At 54.9% G+C, this 19095-nt stretch carries 14 protein-coding genes; 4 read left to right on the forward strand and 10 right to left on the reverse strand.

Features of this window, described 5'->3' with window-relative positions; translation table 11 throughout:
- Positions 1-22: 22 nt before the first annotated feature.
- Complete coding sequence (gene purF, locus MHX65_RS02375) at positions 23-1519, reverse strand: amidophosphoribosyltransferase (protein WP_239268334.1); 1497 nt, start codon at positions 1517-1519, stop codon at positions 23-25.
- Positions 1520-1529: 10 nt separating this feature from the next.
- Positions 1530-1934, reverse strand: coding sequence for a sterol carrier family protein (locus tag MHX65_RS02380; RefSeq protein WP_239268336.1), 405 nt, complete (start codon positions 1932-1934; stop codon positions 1530-1532).
- A 33-nt stretch (positions 1935-1967) separates the two neighbouring features.
- Here MHX65_RS02380 and MHX65_RS02385 point away from each other — a divergent pair, with 33 nt between their 5' ends.
- From MHX65_RS02385 to MHX65_RS02395, 3 genes are all read left to right on the forward strand, one after another.
- Entirely contained in the window at positions 1968-2978 is a 1011-nt protein-coding gene (locus MHX65_RS02385) for an acyl-CoA thioesterase (protein ID WP_239268338.1), read from the forward strand.
- 89 nt (positions 2979-3067) lie between these two features.
- Positions 3068-4297 carry an asparaginase gene (locus MHX65_RS02390; RefSeq protein WP_239268340.1) on the forward strand — a complete coding sequence of 410 codons (1230 nt, stop codon included), beginning with the start codon at positions 3068-3070 and terminating at the stop codon, positions 4295-4297.
- A 38-nt stretch (positions 4298-4335) separates the two neighbouring features.
- A complete protein-coding gene (locus MHX65_RS02395) occupies positions 4336-4884 on the forward strand; it encodes a Panacea domain-containing protein (RefSeq protein WP_239268341.1) in 549 nt (182 codons plus the stop codon).
- Positions 4885-4956: 72 nt separating this feature from the next.
- On the opposite strand, the gene trhA is transcribed toward MHX65_RS02395, so the two are convergent.
- The 7 genes from trhA to MHX65_RS02430 form a co-directional block, all read right to left on the reverse strand.
- On the reverse strand, positions 4957-5616 hold the full coding sequence (trhA, locus tag MHX65_RS02400; protein ID WP_239268542.1) for a PAQR family membrane homeostasis protein TrhA: 660 nt from the start codon (positions 5614-5616) through the stop codon (positions 4957-4959).
- A gap of 212 nt (positions 5617-5828) precedes the next feature.
- Positions 5829-7997 carry a Z1 domain-containing protein gene (locus tag MHX65_RS02405; RefSeq protein WP_239268342.1) on the reverse strand — a complete coding sequence of 723 codons (2169 nt, stop codon included), beginning with the start codon at positions 7995-7997 and terminating at the stop codon, positions 5829-5831.
- Positions 7960-9063 (reverse strand): hypothetical protein, encoded by a 1104-nt coding sequence (locus MHX65_RS02410; RefSeq protein WP_239268343.1) that lies wholly within the window; start codon positions 9061-9063, stop codon positions 7960-7962. The genes MHX65_RS02405 and MHX65_RS02410 overlap by 38 nt, the downstream gene beginning before the upstream one ends.
- A gap of 103 nt (positions 9064-9166) precedes the next feature.
- The gene (locus MHX65_RS02415; protein ID WP_239268345.1) at positions 9167-10039 is read right to left on the reverse strand and encodes a hypothetical protein; all 873 of its coding nucleotides are present in this window, start codon (positions 10037-10039) and stop codon (positions 9167-9169) included.
- Between the two features lie 162 nt (positions 10040-10201).
- The gene (locus MHX65_RS02420) at positions 10202-10681 is read right to left on the reverse strand and encodes an ATP-binding protein (protein ID WP_239268347.1); all 480 of its coding nucleotides are present in this window, start codon (positions 10679-10681) and stop codon (positions 10202-10204) included.
- 13 nt (positions 10682-10694) lie between these two features.
- On the reverse strand, positions 10695-15656 hold the full coding sequence (locus tag MHX65_RS02425) for a DEAD/DEAH box helicase (RefSeq protein WP_239268350.1): 4962 nt from the start codon (positions 15654-15656) through the stop codon (positions 10695-10697).
- Between the two features lie 155 nt (positions 15657-15811).
- Positions 15812-16816, reverse strand: coding sequence for a LysR family transcriptional regulator (locus MHX65_RS02430; RefSeq protein ID WP_255716764.1), 1005 nt, complete (start codon positions 16814-16816; stop codon positions 15812-15814).
- Between the two features lie 70 nt (positions 16817-16886).
- On the opposite strand from MHX65_RS02430, the gene MHX65_RS02435 reads away from it, so the two are divergent.
- Entirely contained in the window at positions 16887-17894 is a 1008-nt protein-coding gene (locus MHX65_RS02435; RefSeq protein ID WP_239268355.1) for a TDT family transporter, read from the forward strand.
- 26 nt (positions 17895-17920) lie between these two features.
- Here MHX65_RS02435 and MHX65_RS02440 read toward each other — a convergent pair whose 3' ends face one another.
- Complete coding sequence (locus tag MHX65_RS02440; RefSeq protein WP_239268357.1) at positions 17921-18847, reverse strand: alpha/beta hydrolase fold domain-containing protein; 927 nt, start codon at positions 18845-18847, stop codon at positions 17921-17923.
- Positions 18848-19095 lie beyond the last annotated feature (248 nt).

Consider the following 19095-nt stretch of genomic DNA (forward strand, 5'->3'; position numbering starts at 1 on the left):
TTTGAAAGTTCCTTAAGTGTTTTTATTGGGTTCCGAGCAGGGTGCGCACGGCATCGGCATTGGGGTTTCCGGCGGGAAGGCCAAGGGGGTAATCGCCGGAGAAGCAGGCGGTGCACAGCTCGGAGCGAGGCTGCTCTGTGGCGGCGACCATTTCATCGATGGAGACAAAGCCCAAAGAGTCAGCGCCGATGGTCTCGCAGATGGTGGAGCAAATCTCTTCCGGGTCATCGGACGGACTGGCGTTGGCAATGAGCTCGCCGGGCGAGGCAAAGTCGATGCCATAAAAGCACGGCCACTTCACCGGCGGGGAGGCGATGCGCACGTGGACCTCGGCGGCGCCGGCCTCGCGCAACATGCGGATAAGCGCGTGCTGGGTATTGCCGCGCACGATGGAATCATCCACCACGACGAGCTTTTTGCCGTCGATGACCTCGCGCAACGGGTTGAGCTTTAACCGGATGCCCAGCTGGCGCAGGGTCTGCGTGGGCTGAATAAAGGTGCGGCCCACATACGCGTTTTTCACCAAGCCGTGGGCGAAGGTGATGCCGGATTCGCGGGCGTAGCCCACCGCGGCCGGGTTGCCGGATTCCGGTACGGGGATGACCAGGTCTGCATTCTCAACTGGGTATTCGCGGGCCAAGCGGCGGCCGATCTCCACGCGGGAGGCGTTGACGGAGCGGCCCTTGATATCGCTATCCGGGCGGGCCAAGTACACGTACTCGAAAACGCAGCCGCTGCGCTTGGCGGGCGCGAAGTTTTCAGAGCGGATGCCGGCCTCATCAATGGCGACGAGCTCGCCCGGCTCGATTTCGCGAATAAATTGCGCGCCGCAGATATCCAGCGCGCAGGTTTCAGAGGCAACGACCCAGCCCTTGGCCAGCCGGCCTAGCACCAGCGGGCGCACGCCCTGCGGGTCGCGCGCGGCGTACATGGTGTGGCCATCGGTAAAGGTCAAGCAGAATGCGCCCTTCACCCGTGGCAGGAGCTCGCGGGCAGAGTCGAAGACGGAGGTGGTGTCATCGACGCCATCGGCAAGCAGCATGGACAAACACATCGAGTCAGAAACCGATTCCTCGTGCGGCTTAATCAGGCCGCGCTCGACGGCCTCTGCACGCAGCTCGAGGTAATTGACTAGGTTGCCGTTGTGACCCAAGGCAATGTCCACGCCCGTCGAGGAGGTGGAAAACATCGGCTGCACATTGGACCATTCCTTGCCGCCGGCCGTGGAATAGCGCGTGTGTCCCACTGCTACGTTGCCGGTTAAGGCAGAAAGGGTCGATTCATCGAAAATATTGGCCACCAGGCCCATGTCTTTGAAGACGACGATGCGGTCATCATCGCCCACCGCAATGCCGGCGGCTTCTTGGCCGCGGTGCTGGAGAGCAAAAAGGCCAAAGTAGGTAAGTTTGGAGACTTCCTCCCCGGGAGCCCAGACGCCAAAGACGCCACACTCTTCGCGGGGTTCCTCCTCGTTACGATCGTCAAGGTCAGTGATACTAGGAGTATGTACTTCTACCACGGCGTTTATATTAGCGCGTTGGGCCGTCGAAAACTAACGGAATGATGGGCAGCCACTGTGCAATCTCCCCTGAACGCGACCCGGAAGCATCGATGCGACCTGTGTTTTTGACCTCGTCCCAGTCCGTGACACCGGTGGCCAAACGCAGCCAAGTCTCCGCGTCCATTTCCACCACATTGGGTGGAGTGCCGCGCGTATGACGAGGGCCTTCAATGCACTGCACCGCAACAAATGGGGGTACGCGCAGCTCCACCGAGTGCCCCGGCGCGTCGGCCTCGAGGGTGCGGGCGGTGCGACGGACGGCATCGGCAAGCAGGGCCCTGCCTGGCTTTTGTTGCCCGTCCGGGTCCTGAATCCAATCCTTGATGGCGATGACTGCCGCGCGCGTGGCAGCGGGATCTACGGGTTTAGGCATAGCCACAGCATAGCTACTGTTATCTTATTGTTTATGTCACCTACTGACGCTGCTACGGAAACCCAAAAGTCCCCTACCCTTACGCTGCGCTTTATGGCATCGCCAACCGATGTCACCATGGCCGGCGCCCCTGGTATCAATGGCGGGCGCGTGCTGGAATGGATCGATAAGGCCGCCTACGCCTGTGCCGTGCAGTGGTCCGGGCAGTACTGCGTGACCGCCTATGTGGGCCATATTCACTTCACCCGGCCCATTCCCTCCGGGCACATCGTGGAGGTGCGCTCGCGCATCGCAATGACCGGCCGGTCTTCCATGCACATCATCAACGAGGTGCTTTCTGCCGATCCCCGCGAAGGCATTTTCACCCGCGCCTGCGATTGCCTGGTCATCTTCGTGGCCAAGGATCCCGAAAGCGATAAGACCACCCCGGTTCCCACCTTCGTGCCGGATACCGATGAGCACATGCGCGTGGCCGAGGCCGCGAAATCCCGCATCGAGCTGCGCAAGGCAATCGAGCTCGAGATGGACAAGCAGAGCTACGATGGGCCTTCCGATGCCCCACGCATGGTCAACCGTTTTTTGGCCAAGCCCACCGACGTCAACTGGGGCGGCAAGGTGCACGGCGGCACCGCAATGCAGTGGATCGATGAGGCCGGCACCGCCTGCACCATGGAGTGGTCCGGCGAGCGCACCGTCGCCGTCTATGCCGGCGGCATCCGCTTTTATAAGCCCATTTCCATCGGCGATCTCATTGAGGTCGATGCCCGCATGATGCGCACGGACCGCCGCTCCATGCAGATGTCCATCCACGTCCGCGCCGGCGATCCCCGCGGCGGCCGCGATAACCTCAAGACCGCCATCCACGCCACCGTGGCCTATATTGCCTTGGACCGCGACGGGCAGCCGCTGACTGCGCGCACCTTTACCCCACAGACGGAAGAAGATATCCGCCTAGCCGAGCACGCCAATATCTTGCGCGAGCTGCGCGGCGAATATTCCCCGAAGCCGCTCATCGTGGCGCCGCACTACCAGCACGTGGATTAAATTTTCAGCACAATTTCTTTTGCGCGGCACCCGCGCACCAGCGTGGTATTAAATTGGTTACTGAGACCACGCTAGAGAAATGAGTTGATATGTCTAACCCACGCCTGCGCCGCAGGGTGCAGTACTCCGCCGCATTAGTTGCCTCCGCAGTGCTACTGGCCTCCTGCCAGAATCCGGCCAACCAGGAGGATAAAGATGAGGCTTCGGCTACACCGACGACTACCTCTTCTTCTACTTCCGCGGAAAAGACCTCAGAAGCATCTTCCACGGCATCGAGTTCTAGCTCCGCTACCAGCTCCAGTAGCGCCAGCAGCTCCGCCACAAGCTCTTCTACCACTTCCGCCAAGTCGAGCGGCTCCCACGCCAAGCAGCGCTCCGAAATCGAGGGACATGTGGTGGTGCTTTCTACCGGCGGCACCATCGCCAGCACCCACGATGACAAGGGCGCGGTGGTGCCCACCGTAAAGGGCTCTGACCTGGTGGACCCGCTGTACTCTGAATTCGACAAATCCAAGCTGGAGCTCGAGGTCAAAGACATTGCCAACCTGGATTCTTCTGCGATGACCTTGGCCGATACCGATAAAATCATCACCGCCGTACAGGAGCAGCTAGAGCGCGATGACGTCGATGGCGTCATCGTCACCCACGGCACCGATTCCATGGAAGAGACCGCCATTGCGCTCGATACTTTCCACGACAGCGATAAGCCCGTCGTACTCACCGGCGCAATGCGCCCGTTCGATGACGATGATCCAGACGGCCCGGAAAACCTCGCTACCGCAGTAGAGACCGTCACCAACTCGGACTATGCCGGCCACGGCGCATTCATCGCCTTTGGTGGCAAGGTGATCCCCGCCCGCGGCGCGTTTAAATCTGATACGGAAAAGGCCGATGGCTTTGCTACCAATAGCCAGGAGAAATTCCCAGAACGCCCCGATCCGCTGAAATACGCCCCGCTTGGCGATGTCCGCGTGGACATCATCGCCGCCTACCCCGGTGCCCCAGCGGATCTCATTGAGCAATCCTTGGCCAAGGGCGCACAGGCCATCGTCATTGAGGGCATGGGTTCAGGAAATATCGGCCCCGATTTGGCTACCGCCGCCATGGAAGCCGCCAAGTCCGTTCCCGTCGTTCTTACTACCCGCGTGGATCACGGCCCCGTCGAGGGTATCTACGGCGGCGCCGGTGGCGGTGCCACGCTTGCCGATGCCGGCGTCATCCCCTCCGGCAACCTCCGCGCACCCCAGGCCCGCATGCTGCTCGCAGCCGCAGTTGCCACGGGAACGGATGCACAGAAGCTCTTTCCAACTGCAAAATGAGGCCGTATACTTTAGCGCGACGCTGAAAGGAGGAGAGCATGGCTGAAATTTTTGACGTTGGGCAATACATAACTGAGCGCATTCCCAACGTGGACAAGCTCAAGCTGTACAAGCTGTGCTACTTCTCCCAAGGCTGGCATCTGGCGTGGACGGGCCGACCATTATTCCAAGCGGAGTTTCAAGCGTGGCGGCACGGCCCTGTTTCCCGTGAGCTGCACATTCAAACCTGGCAGGTAGCGGGGGATGAAAACCCCTGGCCAGTACCCTATGTTCCCGGTGGTCAGTCCGACAATCTCAGCACATACGAACGTGAAGTAGTAGATAGCATCATTGCGTTCTACGGCGGAGTTGAATCAACTAAGCTTTCTGATTTGAGTCCTGGCCTTGCCTGGAACGAGATCCTCCAAGAGTTCTCCCAGGCGATGATCTCTGGCACTCCCACCCCACGACCTCCGCTTCAACCTGCAGAAGTTCTTTTGCCTAATGTTGACCTCGACGGGGATGTGGATGAAATCTTATCCTCACCGCAGGCCAAGGAAATCGAACAAGACTGGTGGGAGACTTTCCGGATTCTCGCTGACCGTTAACCGGACGGGTTTACGGAACGGATTAGTCGTCCTAGCTAGTGCAGCCCTGTTCAATAACACGACAATTGCGGACTAGGCAGCACCAACGACCACTTGCCACACCGCCACGAGATGCACCACCGCAGCCGCGATGGTCGCGGTGTGGAAGTGCTCGTGATAGCCGTAGTAGCGCGCATTGCGCCCAGGCCATTTAAAGCCATAAACCAGCGCACCCACGGAGTAAACCACTCCGCCTGCCAGCAAGAGCCAGACCACTGCTGCACCGGCATCGCTCCACAGCGTGGGTAGGAGCGGCAGCACCAACCAGCCCAGCGCTAGGTATACCACGACGTCGAGCCACCGCGGGTGCTCAATCCACACCAGATTCAAAATCACGCCCAAGATAGCGCCCGCCCACGCAATGGCCAGCATCCAAGCGGCCTGCGCTGGGGATAACGCAATCAGACACAGCGGGGTGTATGTAGCGGCAATGAATACCGCAATCGTGGCGTGGTCTGCCCGCCGCCACCACTGCACCGCCCGAGGACTAGCCCACGGATAGCGGTGGTAGAGCGCCGAGACGCCAAAAAGCCCCACCAGTCCTAAGCCATAAACAGTCACGCCCAGACCCTGCCACCAGTGCAGCGTCATCCACGCATACGTCATAAGCACGGTAGAGGCGATCACCGATAGCAACGCTGCCAGCGCATGACCCCATCCACGGGTCAGCGGCCGCTCGCCACGATCCGCCATCCAATAGGTGCGCTGCACCAAGCCTTCTTTCAAGGGATGCTCCCCCGCCTCTTTTGTTCCTTCAGCATGTATCTGAGCCACAGCGATACTTCTTTCTCCCACCAGAGCTAAGTTACGTTACCGTAAGTGTACTGAGAGGAGTGAGGAGCTTCAAGGGACAGAGGCGAGCGTTTTAAGCGATGCACCCCACCGGTCCGACTTTCTGCAGCCGGCTAGTTCTGAGCATCCATGCTTTCGATGACGACATCCTCGCCATCACCGTCGCCACGCAAGTGCACGCCCCACTCCACAACTTTGCCTGCACCATTTACAGCCTCATGCGGGGAGTTAAAGGCTAGAGCTAACCCCACTTCTCCTTTTTCCCAACGCGGCGGAGTGTAGGTGCCATCACTTTCGCTCTGTGCCACCTCGTCCTGGTTCCGATCATCAAATAAGGTAACGAGAACAGCTCCACGCTTTTTCGCATCAAAAGAGTCTAATTCAAAAGGCTCTTTCCCCTTGATCTTTTTAAATTCTCCACGAAGGAATTGTGCGTTTTCTGCCATGTCAATAAACCGGGGTGTAAGAACGGACTTACCGCTAGCCACGCTTTGCATTATGTACGTATTCTTTCGGTCAGTACCGGTAATGTCATGGCGTTCTTCACGGCGACTACGCTTTACAAGCGGCACTGGAAACGGCACACCTGGAACCTCAATGGTTTTGGGATTTTGCGACAAGATTGGCAACATAACTGCTACTTCACGAAAATCGGAACCCGAAACACTTGCGTGTTTGCCATCTCCCATCAATCCACGAAGATAACGGACATGCGGTGCAACGATGTTCCCCTTGTAGTTCGATCCTTCGTACCACTGCATTGTCTCCAGAAGATCCACGAAGACATCGGCCGCGATAGTTCCTACATGGAAGTTTTTGTAGCCCGCGTGTGCAAAAGGATTACCACTTCTCAAACCTTCTAAGCGGAAATATGCCATTTTCGCAATATTTGAGTCGAGGCTCTGCAACAAAGGTATACCGACTTCTTGGAAATTCCATTTCAAGGCCTTTTTCTCTTGACGGTCAGGAATGGAGTTCAACTCCACTACATTTGGCGCAGCCGCAGTAGAACGAATATAAGCGTTAAACATTTTATTCGAACTTGTGGGCTTTAAGTCCGGCAACGATTGACGGACCAAGGGAGCGATACGGCTCGGGGTCAGACGCTTATCAGGGTCTTGAGGCTCTTCTGCATAAATCTTGATGTTGTCACGGAAAACCTCCTCATCATGCATCGCCGCCTCAAAAAGCTCCACAAGATCATCAGGCGCATAAAGGCGAACTAGGTCTTGATAACCCTTACGGAAGCCAAACCAACGCCCAGTTTGCATCAGCGTATCCGCGCTTCCTGCACGACGGCGGAAATAAGAAATCGTCAGACCCTCAACTGTATAGCCACGAGAAAGCTTTGCCCCTCCGACAAGAATCTTCCACACACGGCCAGATTCAAAGTTTGGGCTTTGCTTGCCTTCAGTATCAACCTGCAAAATTGGTGACTCTCCAGATTGAACCCCTACCATCATTTCTGCATAGGCTTCATTGATATACGGCAGGAGTTCTTCATAGGTCTGTGGGACCGCGAACCCTTCCCTGTAGCGCTCGATATTCATAACATCGAGAAGATCATCTTCAAATAGTCGCTTCATTTCTGGAATTGGTCGCGCAAGATTATATCCGCGCTCTCGCCAAATTCTTTCCAGTATTTTCTTCCCATCTCCGTGGATCGCAGTACCCGTACCCTCGTGCACCAGCATGGTGTGATGTTTAAACGTATGACCTGGATGTTTGGCTTCCCGGAATTTCTTAATCGCACCGGTTAAGACAAACATGTCAAGGGCTTCTTTTAGTTCTCTAGCTCGCTCTTGCTCAAATACATCATCATCCAGACCCCTAGAATCAACGATGTCCCGAATAAACGCCTTACTCTGGGAGTTTTCACGAGTCGCTTCCTCTGGGGCATCGGCAAAGTCCATGCGATCGTGAAACCACTTTGCACCACGATACGCAGGCGGCTCGTTAAGCATCAAAACAAAATTCCGCGGGTAAAGATCTACCGGATCGGAAGGATCAACAAAGACGTTAGCGAAGGGCGTAGCCGTATAACCGACATACTGCGCGCGAGGACAGTTACTGAGCAGTTCAGTAATCTGCTCATTAACCGCAGTACGCTCACGTTCTTCTTTAGGCTCTTCCTTCTTTTGCTTTTTGGTATTGATAGACGCCTGATCGGACTCGTCATCGATAACCAAGACCGGCAAATGCTTCAAGTCCTCATTAAGACGGGCCGCGCGCCGCAAATCAGAATTAAGGTTTTTGAGCACCGAAGAATTCTTTTTGACCACCGCAACCAGACAAAGGCATGTTATCCAGGTTGTCGGGATGATGCACGGGCTTCGATTTATCCGGGCGTTCAATTTCAATCGCGCTAGTACCAGTTCTGCGGTAATCACGAACTGAAGTCGTCACGCGTTTAATACGCGGGAATCCCTTGGAGCCATATGCAGGACCATGGCTCAGGAACGCGCCACCGACCTCATCCCAATCACGATCCCATTCTTCGTCACCATTGAAATAAGTCTCATCTTTGCGTTCTTTTGCAGTGAGGTTTTCTTCATCGAGGCCGCTCAGCACCGACTCTTTGCCGCACAGCTCTTTATCCAAACGGCGTTGTGTTTGATCACGCAGATTGTCCATCGTGCCGGCAAGAATGATGATAAACCTGTAGCCAGCGTCAATAGCTTTAGCGGTAACAGCGGTAAAGTTTGCAGTCTTACCGCTTTGGACGTAACCAACCACCAGGCCGCGAGAAGACACGTAGTGTGGCATTTTAGGATCTTCAATGCGCCGAATAACCTCGGTAGCCTGCGTACCCACGGTATCGATAGATTCAGCATCCCAGCGGTTTCTGCTCAGTACCTTGCGATAATCATCCCAGTAGTGAGTATTTTCTTGCTGCCTTTCCGGCGTATACCACTCAGTGAAGTCTTCTTCGACAATGACCGCAGGCTCGGGATCAGGCATACGCTGCTCCAATGCTGGAGCAAAATCAGACAGCCCTAGCTGCTCGATAACCCATTGCAGCCTCTCTTTACTTTCAGAAGGTGTCTGGGTCTCTGGTTTCAGAACGGCTTCATCAGCATCCTTGGCCGCGACAATAAACGTTATTAGGGGCTGGATATCGTTATCGTCGGCTTCCTCGATGTATTTAAGTATCGAAGCTTCATTAACGTCCATCCCTTCCATCAAGTTGAGCCTGTCCTGCAACGAAGCGTAGAGCTTTAAATCTGATGGATTAAGAACATTGCCTATAGCTTCCTTAAGGGATTGGAAGCCTACTGTCTGACTATCGTGACTGCTGGTCAAGAGATTTTCTCCTCTGTTTCGTGCATCTTTATTAATGCTTGACACAGGAAATAATGTGCCTCACACCAATTGGGCTCTACAGTACAGCGTCACACAGACACCCATTGATAGATTCAATCCAAAAACAAACACCCGTTCGATCGGGGAATTAGTCGAGCCCTAAGCGTAGATTTTCTTGGCGCTCCTGCTCTCTTGCGGCAGTCGTAAGCAGCTCAGCCCACAAGGAAGCGTTTGCCTTGGATTTTCTAGTCTGCTTCGAAGTAGCGACATCATTGAACAGCAGATATAGAAGCGTTTTTAATAATGGTGCATCGTTGAGCGAGCCCCTGCCGGGGTTTACCATCTTTCGATATTTCCGATTGATCTTGATAGTGCTATCCTGCGGAGAAACCTCTACGAACTTATCGCCTTCCAGTTCTGCCCACACAACATTGACCGGGTCACCCTTTTTTAAATTTGCCTCATCCTCAATCAATTCTTTGATGACCGGAGCAATTCCTTGCCCTGCTTCCGCCAGCACGTCCGGATTGCCAGATTTTTTATTGGACTTTCGGAGGACGGCGATGGCATCGCTACATACCGCATCAAAACTCTTTTCCGGCTCTCCAGATGCTCTTAACCCATCGACAAATCGGTGAAAGCCCTCGCCTAATCTCACGGACCCTTTTTGCGGACTAATAGTGATGTACTCATTGATCACTCGTGGATCGTCAATGACCACCCGGAGCAATTTATAGTCTTTTCGGGGTTCCTGAAATCCACACCACCCGCCCTGGGTAATCAAGCGGTCTGCGATATATATGTAAAAGCCCTGATGGCCTAGCTCATCCTTGCCCTCTAAGATAAATTCATCCGACTTGGACCTGTTATTCCAGATGTGCGCCGTCACCCCAGGACCATCTTCTCGTCCATGTTCAGTTAAATGTAGGGGATATAAGCGGTCACCTGGTTTCCGGTAGCCGCATGGGTCAATGGGTTTGATGGACGGGGAAGGCACTGGATCAAATGCGTCATAAAGCATAAAAATTTTAATGCTTACCCGATTGTCCTGGAGGAAACGGTGATAGCGGATCCCTAGGTGGCGACGCAGTTTCTCAATTGTGCCAGACAAGAAGGCATCAGCTTCCCGCGTGTCACTCCCCTCATAAATTCCCGTCAGGTCATTCCAGAGAATAGAGGTACCTCACTTGAGATCAACGAGCCGATCTCTTAGGTTCCACGCCGCAGTTGTTGCTTGCTGTTTTAATACATCGGCAGTGAAGCTTTCCTTGTGTAACTGAATGCCTGCTGGAAATTGCCCTTTCACTCGGGAAAGCACTGTGACGGTATCGGCATTCGCATACGAACCTTCCTTTAAGCCCATTCCATAGATGCCGATATTGCTGTGTGATTGAGACTCATGCCCTCCCAGCCTTAAGACACGTTCCATGGTTGCCGCATCCATGCCACGACCATCATCATGCACCGCAATTTGGGTCAGCTTATTTCCATCAACATGGAAGACGATGCAAATGTTTTCTGCCTTTGCGTCAATGGAATTGTCCACTAGCTCATCGATGCCCGAGCAAATATCGTGATTGGCCCCCAGCGCATGCTGAATGGATTCAATCGGAGCTAAATGGATAGTCTTTTCAATTTCAAAAGAACTCTTACTCTGTGCCACTTGTTAACCAGACCTATTCCTCAATCTCCAGGCCGTCAACAATTCGCACGGTTTCCATCGCCACGCGCGTAACCTTGCCAATTAACTCGACGATATAGCGCGGGTCGCCCACCTCATCGGCCCAATCGTTTGGGTCATTCGTAATTCCGGAAGCTTTGTCCCTTTTTTCCTGGTACCGGTCAATCAACCACGCTAACGCAGAGCGTGAGCCCAGCATGTACTGGTCCGCTTCCGCCGGAATACCGGAAATGGTCACTTGCTTGTTGTAAATCAGCTTCGTCACGTCGTTGACGTTCTTGCCCGTTTCTGGGTCCTTGCGCTTGGCCCATTTCATCTTGCGGACGCGCCAGGTCTCCCGGTCAGATTCATCACCTTTGACCTGAATATCCAGCGGCCATGGCTCAACGGACTCATAATCCACGTGCAGTGCCATCAGCTCTTTGCCGGCCGCGGCAAACTTATCGAACTCCGCACGCGAAGATGGCGTTTTAATATGTGGCAACATTCTTTTCAAATCCGCCGCATACTGTGTTTGGTAGCTAGGATCATGCAATTTGCCATAGACAAAGTGGAAGATGTCATCACCAGAGATGTCATCACTCAACGCGCCTCGGTACTTCTGCTTAATCTCATCCGTAATGTTGTCCATGCGCACATACCCGTCAACGACCTCTCCGATCTGGCCGTAGACACTGGCTTCGCTTTGCTCGACGACGCCTCCTTTACTAAACAGTCCACCATCTTCGACGTCGACTGGAGCCCAAGTAAAACGGGGAAAGAATTGTGAACCTTCAGAACCATAAAAGTTTAGGTCCGGTATTTGGTCGATTGCGAACATCGTATACGGTTTGTTTGCGCCGACTGCGGGCTGCAAGAAACCAATGTTGGAGTGTTTTGGTGTCGGAAACATTGAAGGAATCTGACCACGGCGATGAATCAGAGTTGAGTCAAAGTACACATGCTGCTTAGTGAATGGTCTATACACCCCGATGGTGAAAGCAGAAATTTCTTTGTCGGCTGAGGCCTGTCGATTCAGTCTTGAAATTAGAGTCGAGGTCCAACTTATATTTTCGGGTTTACTGTATTTCGGTTCGCGCTCAAAAAAATCGCTCGTCGATTCATTTTGTGAAATGTACGTAACTGCTTGGTTATACGTATTGAGAAGCTTGTCCACCTGCTGAGACAACTTCTTTTCGGAAGTTGAATATACCCAAGAGTCTCTGCCTGACTCTAGTCCCCTTGAGAAAATTCTAAAGAATTTAGTTGCATTTCCTTTTTTCTCACTAATTACTGGCCACGTCTCGAATTCCTCAGAGCGTTGGCTTAACCAGTCACCCTTTCCATTTGGTTTGATAGTCCTCCACATGAGGTTATCGATTGATGCATTATTAATCGTACTTAACTTCTCGTCCTTAGATGAATAGTCCGGTAACTCAGCGTAGTACAAGTCAAAGGCTTTCTTGGATTCATCTTTAATTCCTAAAGCAATGGAAACTCCGACGCGGATGTCAAAGACATTGCCGCCTTCACGCTTCGCTTGTTTACCTGCCACAAGTGAATTTCCTCTTAAATTGAACACGTAGAGATCCGTGAAGTCCTCTGCCAGAGACAAACGAACTCCGGCGCCAGAGTTTCCGTCAATCCAACCATTATTTGTCACAAAACCAACGATGCCATGATCACCGATACGGTCAGTAGCCCATCGAAAAGCACGAAAGTACGAATCGTACAGGGAATTCTTATTGGTGGACGAAGACTTGGCCGCGTAGGTATCTGCGATGCGTTTATCCAGGCTCGGGTACTTCTGGTTGGCATTGAGATCGTTCGCGGATTTTTGACCAGCCGAGTACGGCGGGTTGCCAATCACGACGTTGATGGGCGCGTTCTTCTGTCGCTCGATGGTGGCGTTGTTTTCGCGGAAAATGTTGAGGTCTGGAATATCGCCTTCTTCGTGGACCTGGAAGGTATCGGCAAGCGCGATATTCGTAAACGGTACATATTCTGGAGCCGGCTCGTCGTTGCGCTGTGCGGCCTCCTCACGCAGGGCGTTGTAGGTGGTCTCGATATTAACGGCGGAGACGTAGTATGCCAGCAGCATGATTTCGGTGGCGAATAGTTCGTTGGCATATTTGCGCGCCAAGTCTTCCGGTTTGATGAGGCCAGACTGCAGCAGGCGCACCATGAATGTCGAGGTACCGGCGAAGGGATCGAGGATGCTCACGCCTTCATCGCTAAGCCCCTTGCCAAAGTGCTTACGGGACACCTCATCAGCAGCGCGCAGGATGAAGTCCACAATTTCCACTGGGGTATAAACAATGCCGAGGGCCTCGGCCTGCTTCTTGAAGGCCTTGCGGAAGAAGCGCTCGTAGAGTTCCTTAATCACTTGCTGCTTACCGGAAGCGGAGGTCACCTCAGAGGCGCGAATGCGCACGGATTCGTAGAATTTCTCCAGCGATTCGGTCTCCGTGTTCAGGTTGGCCTTGGATAGTGCCGCCACCATCTTCTCCATGACCTGGGCTACTGGGTTGTGGGTAATGAAGTCATGGTTTTCAAAGAGGGCATTGAACACCGGTGCAGTAATCAGGTGCTGCGAGAGCATAGAGATGGCATCATCAGCCGAAATGCCATCGTTCAAGTTATTGCGCAGACCCTCAACGAACTCATCGAATTCTTGGCGCAGGTCTTCGTCGGCATTTTCTACCAGTGCGGTAATGCGGGTGATTTGGTTTTCTGCAATAGTGGCAACGTCATCGGCCCAGTCCTCCCAATAGGTGCGGGTGCCAACCTTATCCACCAGCTTGGTGTAGATGGCCTCTTGCCATTGCTCCAAAGAGAACAAGGCAATCTGCTGGGTCATCGCAGAAGAATCTTCAAAAGCCTCAGGAGACTTGGTGCGTTCTGCATCTTCCAGCTTTTCTTTATCGCTTTTCTCCTTGTCTCCAGGGACATGGTTGACATCAATGGGTAGTTCTTCTTGGGCGTTTGCTCCATTGAGCGCGATGGAATTGATCTTGGCGTTAAAGCGATCATCGTGTGCACGCAGCGCGTTAAGGATCTGCCAGACCACCTTGAAGCGCTGGTTATCATTGAGTGCCTCCGAGGGCGAGACATCTTGCGCCACGGCGACCGGCAAGATGATGTAGCCGTAGTCCTTGCCCGCGGATTTACGCATTACACGGCCCACGGATTGGACCACATCCACCATGGAATTGCGCGGGTTGAAAAAGATCACCGAGTCCAGCGCAGGCACATCCACGCCTTCCGAAAGGCACCGGGCGTTCGTCAGTATCCGGGCTTCGTCTTCTGCCGCGGGTGATTCGATCCATGACAACTTGGTGCCGCGCTCCATGGCGTTCATGCCGCCATCGACATGCTGGGCAGCAACTTGGAGATCAACGTTGGTCAAGGAGACATCATTCAGCACCGCCTTGTCCTTCAGCAGCTCCTGGTGAGTCCTAATCAGGGAAGGAAAGCTCTCCGCAATCTGGGTAGAGGTCTTAATATCCTTGGCAAAGGCCACCGCGCGCTGCATGGGGTTGGCGTTTTCATCAAATCCACCCTTCTTTCCTTGCAGCTCACCAGAGCGCTTGGCCAGGCCATTCCACGCACCAATCATCGCGGAGGCGAGCGAGAGGTTGATCTGATTGTCTTCGCTATGGGCCATGGCGTTGGCAGCCACGGATTCATCGACGGTCATGACCAAGACCTTGTAATCCGTAAGCAGGCCCTTATCCACGGCCTCGCCAAAGCCCAACCGGTAGAACTCGGGGCCATAAATACCCTCATCGTCCATAGAGGTCAGCTCAGCAGAGTGCTCGGCGGCCTTGCCTTTCACGGCGTCATCGAAAAGCCGCGGCGTTGCAGTCATGTACAAACGCTTGGCAGCCTTGATGTAGTTCGCATCGTGCACGCGCACGAAGTTGCTGGAGTCCTCGCCGGCCAGGGTGATGCCGGTGGTGCGGTGGGCCTCATCGCAAATGACGAGGTCAAACTCATCTAGGCCGTGCTGCTGTGCCTCGTGCACTGCCGGCAAGGATTGATAGGTGGAAAAGACAATACTGAGCCCCTTGGCGCGTTTTCCAGACTCAAAACGCCGCGCAATATCCGCGCCCTCAGTAGAGACGGGAACTTCCAAGTCATAGACCGCAATGTCTTCGGCTTTCTTGGATACCTTCGAATCCGAACACACCGCGAAGGCGCGCATATCGAGGCGCCCCTGCGCCGTCCATTCCTTCAACGTCTGCGAAAGCAGCGAGATAGAAGGAACCAGGAACAGGATGCGCGCCTTGCCTCCCCTATCTTCGGCCACGCGCTCTGCGAGGCGCAGCGCAGTAAACGTCTTGCCGGTACCGCAAGCCATGATGAGCTTGCCGCGGTCATGCGTCTGAAATCCCTCGATGGCCCTGTCGATAGCCGTTTGCTGGTGCGGGCGCGGCTCGAAGGTCTTGCGCTGCGAGAGGTTGATTTGAATGTTTTTATCCTGCACCTCGGAGCCTGGAAAGGCGACGTCCCAGTTAATGGGCGATTCTGCGATGGCAGAAATACCAATGCGGCTGGTGGGGATAATCTGGTTGGCCAATGCTTCCTCGGCGTGCGAGGACCAGTGATCCGTGGTGGAAATGATCATCCGGCTACCGAAGTGCTCGCGGCCATGTTCCGTTTCAAAGGAATGCCCCGAGGCCTCAAAGAAGGAATCCAAGTGCGATTTCTGGATGCGCGCGGTGGACGCATAGAACTTGCACTGGATAGCGGTCCACGTCCCGTCATCGCGGCGGCGGGCCACCAAGTCAATTCCGGTATCGGCCTTGCCGCCGTTATAGCGCCAGTCAATCCACCGGCTGACCTCATCAAACTGTGCTTTGAGAGTGGGATCAGTCTGAAAATAGTTGACCATCAGCTTTTCAAAAGCGATGCCATACTTCGCCTTTGGTTGGTTTTCGCGCAGCTGTTCCAGGACCTCAGAGAACTTTGACATAGAAGTATTATGCCTGACGGTGCTTCAGGTTTCCTTCGCTATTGCTGCATTTCGCTAGCTGTATCCCGATGAAATGACTGGCTCAAGTGCTTCAGCCCGTTTGTGTACGGAGACTGATTACGCAGAGCTGGATATATTTTGAATCTTTGGGTGTTTTAGTCTCCGCGCCCACCCGCATAGTCCACAAGGAAGCGCAAAAACTGTTGGGCCGGATCAGAAAGGCGATTCTGCGCACTCCACACCACCCGTAGCGGCCGGTCAAAGCTGATTCCCACCACCGGAACCTCTACGTATTCACCTGTGGCCAACTGTGGCTCCACCGCTCGCCGTGCGATAATCCCCGGCACCCCCAGAGCTCCTATCGCAGTACGTTGAGCTCCCAGAGACCCGAACTCCCCTGCCGGCGGGGAGAGCACTCCCAGAATATCCGCCACCACCTCTCGTGTGCCGCTTCCCTGTTCACGCAGCACCAAGGGCGTGGATTGCAGCTCCTCCTTCGTCACTGGAGCTGCCCTCGTTTCCGATGCTGACGCTGAGGGGATCACTGGCTGATTGTGATTGTGTGGCTTTGCCCAGCGATGTTCTGCGGGGACAACAACCACGAGTTCATCGTGTCCGACTACACGCTCGTGCAGTTCGTGGGCCACCCAGTGACCCTCAACAATCGCTAGTTCTGCCTGGCCTTCAACCACGTGGCGCTGCGCCTCTCGGCTGTTGAGCTGGCGCATGTGCAGATAAGCATGTGGGTGAGCGCGTTGGTAGGCCGCGGCCCAGCGGGGGTAGTCCACTTCGGCCACAGTATGAGAAACCACCAAGTTAATGTCTTCGGTGACCCCAACCCCAACGGCTGTTTCGAGGCCACGCGCGCATTCGTTCAGGGCGCCTTCTAGTCCCTCGAGTACACGGACGACTTGGCTGCCCACTTCTGTGACGGAACTACCCGCGGCTCCGCGCCAAAAAATGCGATTATTGAGGCGTTTTTCAAACTTGGCGATGCGCGTACTAACCGTTTGTTGGGAGACATTCAGATGTTTCGCAGCCTGGTTCATACCCCCATATCGAGCTACAGCAAGGACGGCATCAACTGTGAAAGCATCGGGAACGTAGCTGCGTCGAACGGGAGAGAATCCATCGTTACCATCTTCTCGTGAGGGGTACATTCATTTATTGTAACCCCGTTCGGATTATGCGCTCTCCCGCGCACATCAAGCAGTGCCTAACCTGAAAAATATGTTAAAGGTTCGCAATGAAATAGAACTTCCTCCGCTGGGTCCTGGCTGGGCCGGAGCAGTAATGGGGCTCGGAATCTCCTCGTCTCTCATCGATGCTCACCTGAGCCCAACCCTGGGCCACCTTCCCGCAGAAATCATGCTCGGCGTCGCAACGCTTGTCGCCCTAGCGCTCTCAATAAGTTTCATTAAGTACCGTAAGCCAGGGTTTAACGCCAAAGCCATGCCTGCGTGGGGCATGGTCTCCATGGGCATCCTGGCTTTGGGTAGTGCCTACTCCCTCATCTTGGATGCCTGGCTGATCCACACAGTGTGTTGGGCAATAGGAGGCGCTCTTAGCGTAATTACCTGTATAAAGTATCTAAAGCTCCTTATCCTTGAACGCCCCGACTCTCCGGCGTTTACCTGGGGACTGCCACTAGTAGCGCCCATGGTTACTGCAACTTCCTCGGCGCAGCTGGCACCGCATGCAGGTGAGTGGGGTTGGATTGTCCACGGTATTGGCGTGTTCTGCTTTTTCCTGGCTTTGGTCACAGGACTGCCCATGTTCGTCCTCGTTTATCGGCGAACCTTTCCCACGGTTCCCACTAGCTTGGCTGCCACCACCTGGATCCCACTGGGTCTTGTCGGCCAATCCACCGCGGCAGCCCAGCTACTCGCCGGCGACCAATGGCACTTCCGCGCCATGGTCTACGGTGTCGCGATGCTCAGCGTCGGTGTCCCTCTATCGATCTATGCAATTATCAAGCATTGGGGAACAACCCTTGGTAACACCCCAATGTCCTATAACCCCACGTGGTGGGCCAGCACCTTCCCCGTGGGCACCTGCTGCCTCGGTACACAGACCTTATCCACGCAACCCGCCGCGCTCGAGTGGGGTATGGGGTGGATGAATACCGTCAGCGCCGCCCTGCTAATTCTGCTCCTCCTCCACGTCACCTGGGCAGCTTTTGGAGCCATCAAGGTCAGCAATCTGAACCACGGGCACTCTTCCCTTCAGGCGGCCTAAACACGAAACCAAGGTTTACCAACCAATCATTGTTTCTTCGGGTCGTGCTCGCTGAAAAACGCGGGCATCGCCTGGAGAAGATGCTGGTTCCACACCCCGTGCGCGCTAAGGGCGGAAGCATGATCGGCGTGCGGACGCACATACTCGCTAAGCTCGATGCCTTTCTGGTGCGCTAAGCGGCGGAAATCATCATAGCTTTCCGGTGGAACAAGGCGGTCGTGGTCACTACGCACGATCATGATAGGCGGCATATCCGAGGTCAGATGCGTAGCTGAAGTCACGAAGTCCGCGCGGTCTGGATATTCCTTAGGCGTTCCACCCAGGTATTTCTCCACGGTATCGCGGGAGCCCTGCCCGGCATAGGGGTCGTCAGAATCATAAATGTGACGCACATCCAAGGCCGGTGAATCCGCATAGACGGCGCTGGGAACAGCCGGCGTGCCGGGACAGTCGGTGGAAGGCAGCTGGGTGGGGTGTGCGGCGGCATCGGCAGTCGCGTTCAGGACCAACTGCCCACCGGCGGATTCACCATAGGTAAAGAAGCGCTCCGGGTCGCCGCCATAATCTGCGGCATGGGCGTTGACCCAGTTCATCGCGCAGCCCACCTGCCCCGCCGCGACCTTCCACGTGGGCTGTTCCCAGCTAGACAACGTGTAGTCAATAGATAATACGAGGTAACCGCGCTGGGCCATCTGCCGCATATTGAAAGCCTGAGAGCGCTTAGTCATCTGGTCCCAGCCGCCGCCGTGGACATACATCATGACTGGGTGGGGCCCACTTTCTTGTGGCGTGTAGATATCCATATCTAGATCGTCGCCGTGGAAGGAATCGTAGGCCACCGTATGGTCGGGGCCCTCGTTGGTGCTTTCCACCCCGGCCCAGCTAAAGGCAGCGGGAATATCCACCTCGGTACCCTGCCCCTTCGCGGCGTGAATCTGCGTGCCGAAAAGCACAAGCCCGGCAGTGAGGGCAATCGCCGCGAATGCCCCCTGGCACGTAGAAGCTGCGGGAGGCGAATCCTCCTAGCACCGCAAGGACCAGGAGAATAAGGGAAAAGATAACCACCGGCCCGATATACTGCGGGCCAATGAGCGCACCCGCGCCCCAATACGGAATATGCGGCGTAAACGGCGCCACCGCAAGCCACAGCGCGAGGAAAGCTACAAGCGCAAGCGGGACGGATAACAGCCGGGCAACGATC

The organism is Corynebacterium sp. ACRPS, from assembly GCF_022346005.1.
Taxonomy (GTDB): Bacteria; Actinomycetota; Actinomycetes; order Mycobacteriales; family Mycobacteriaceae; genus Corynebacterium.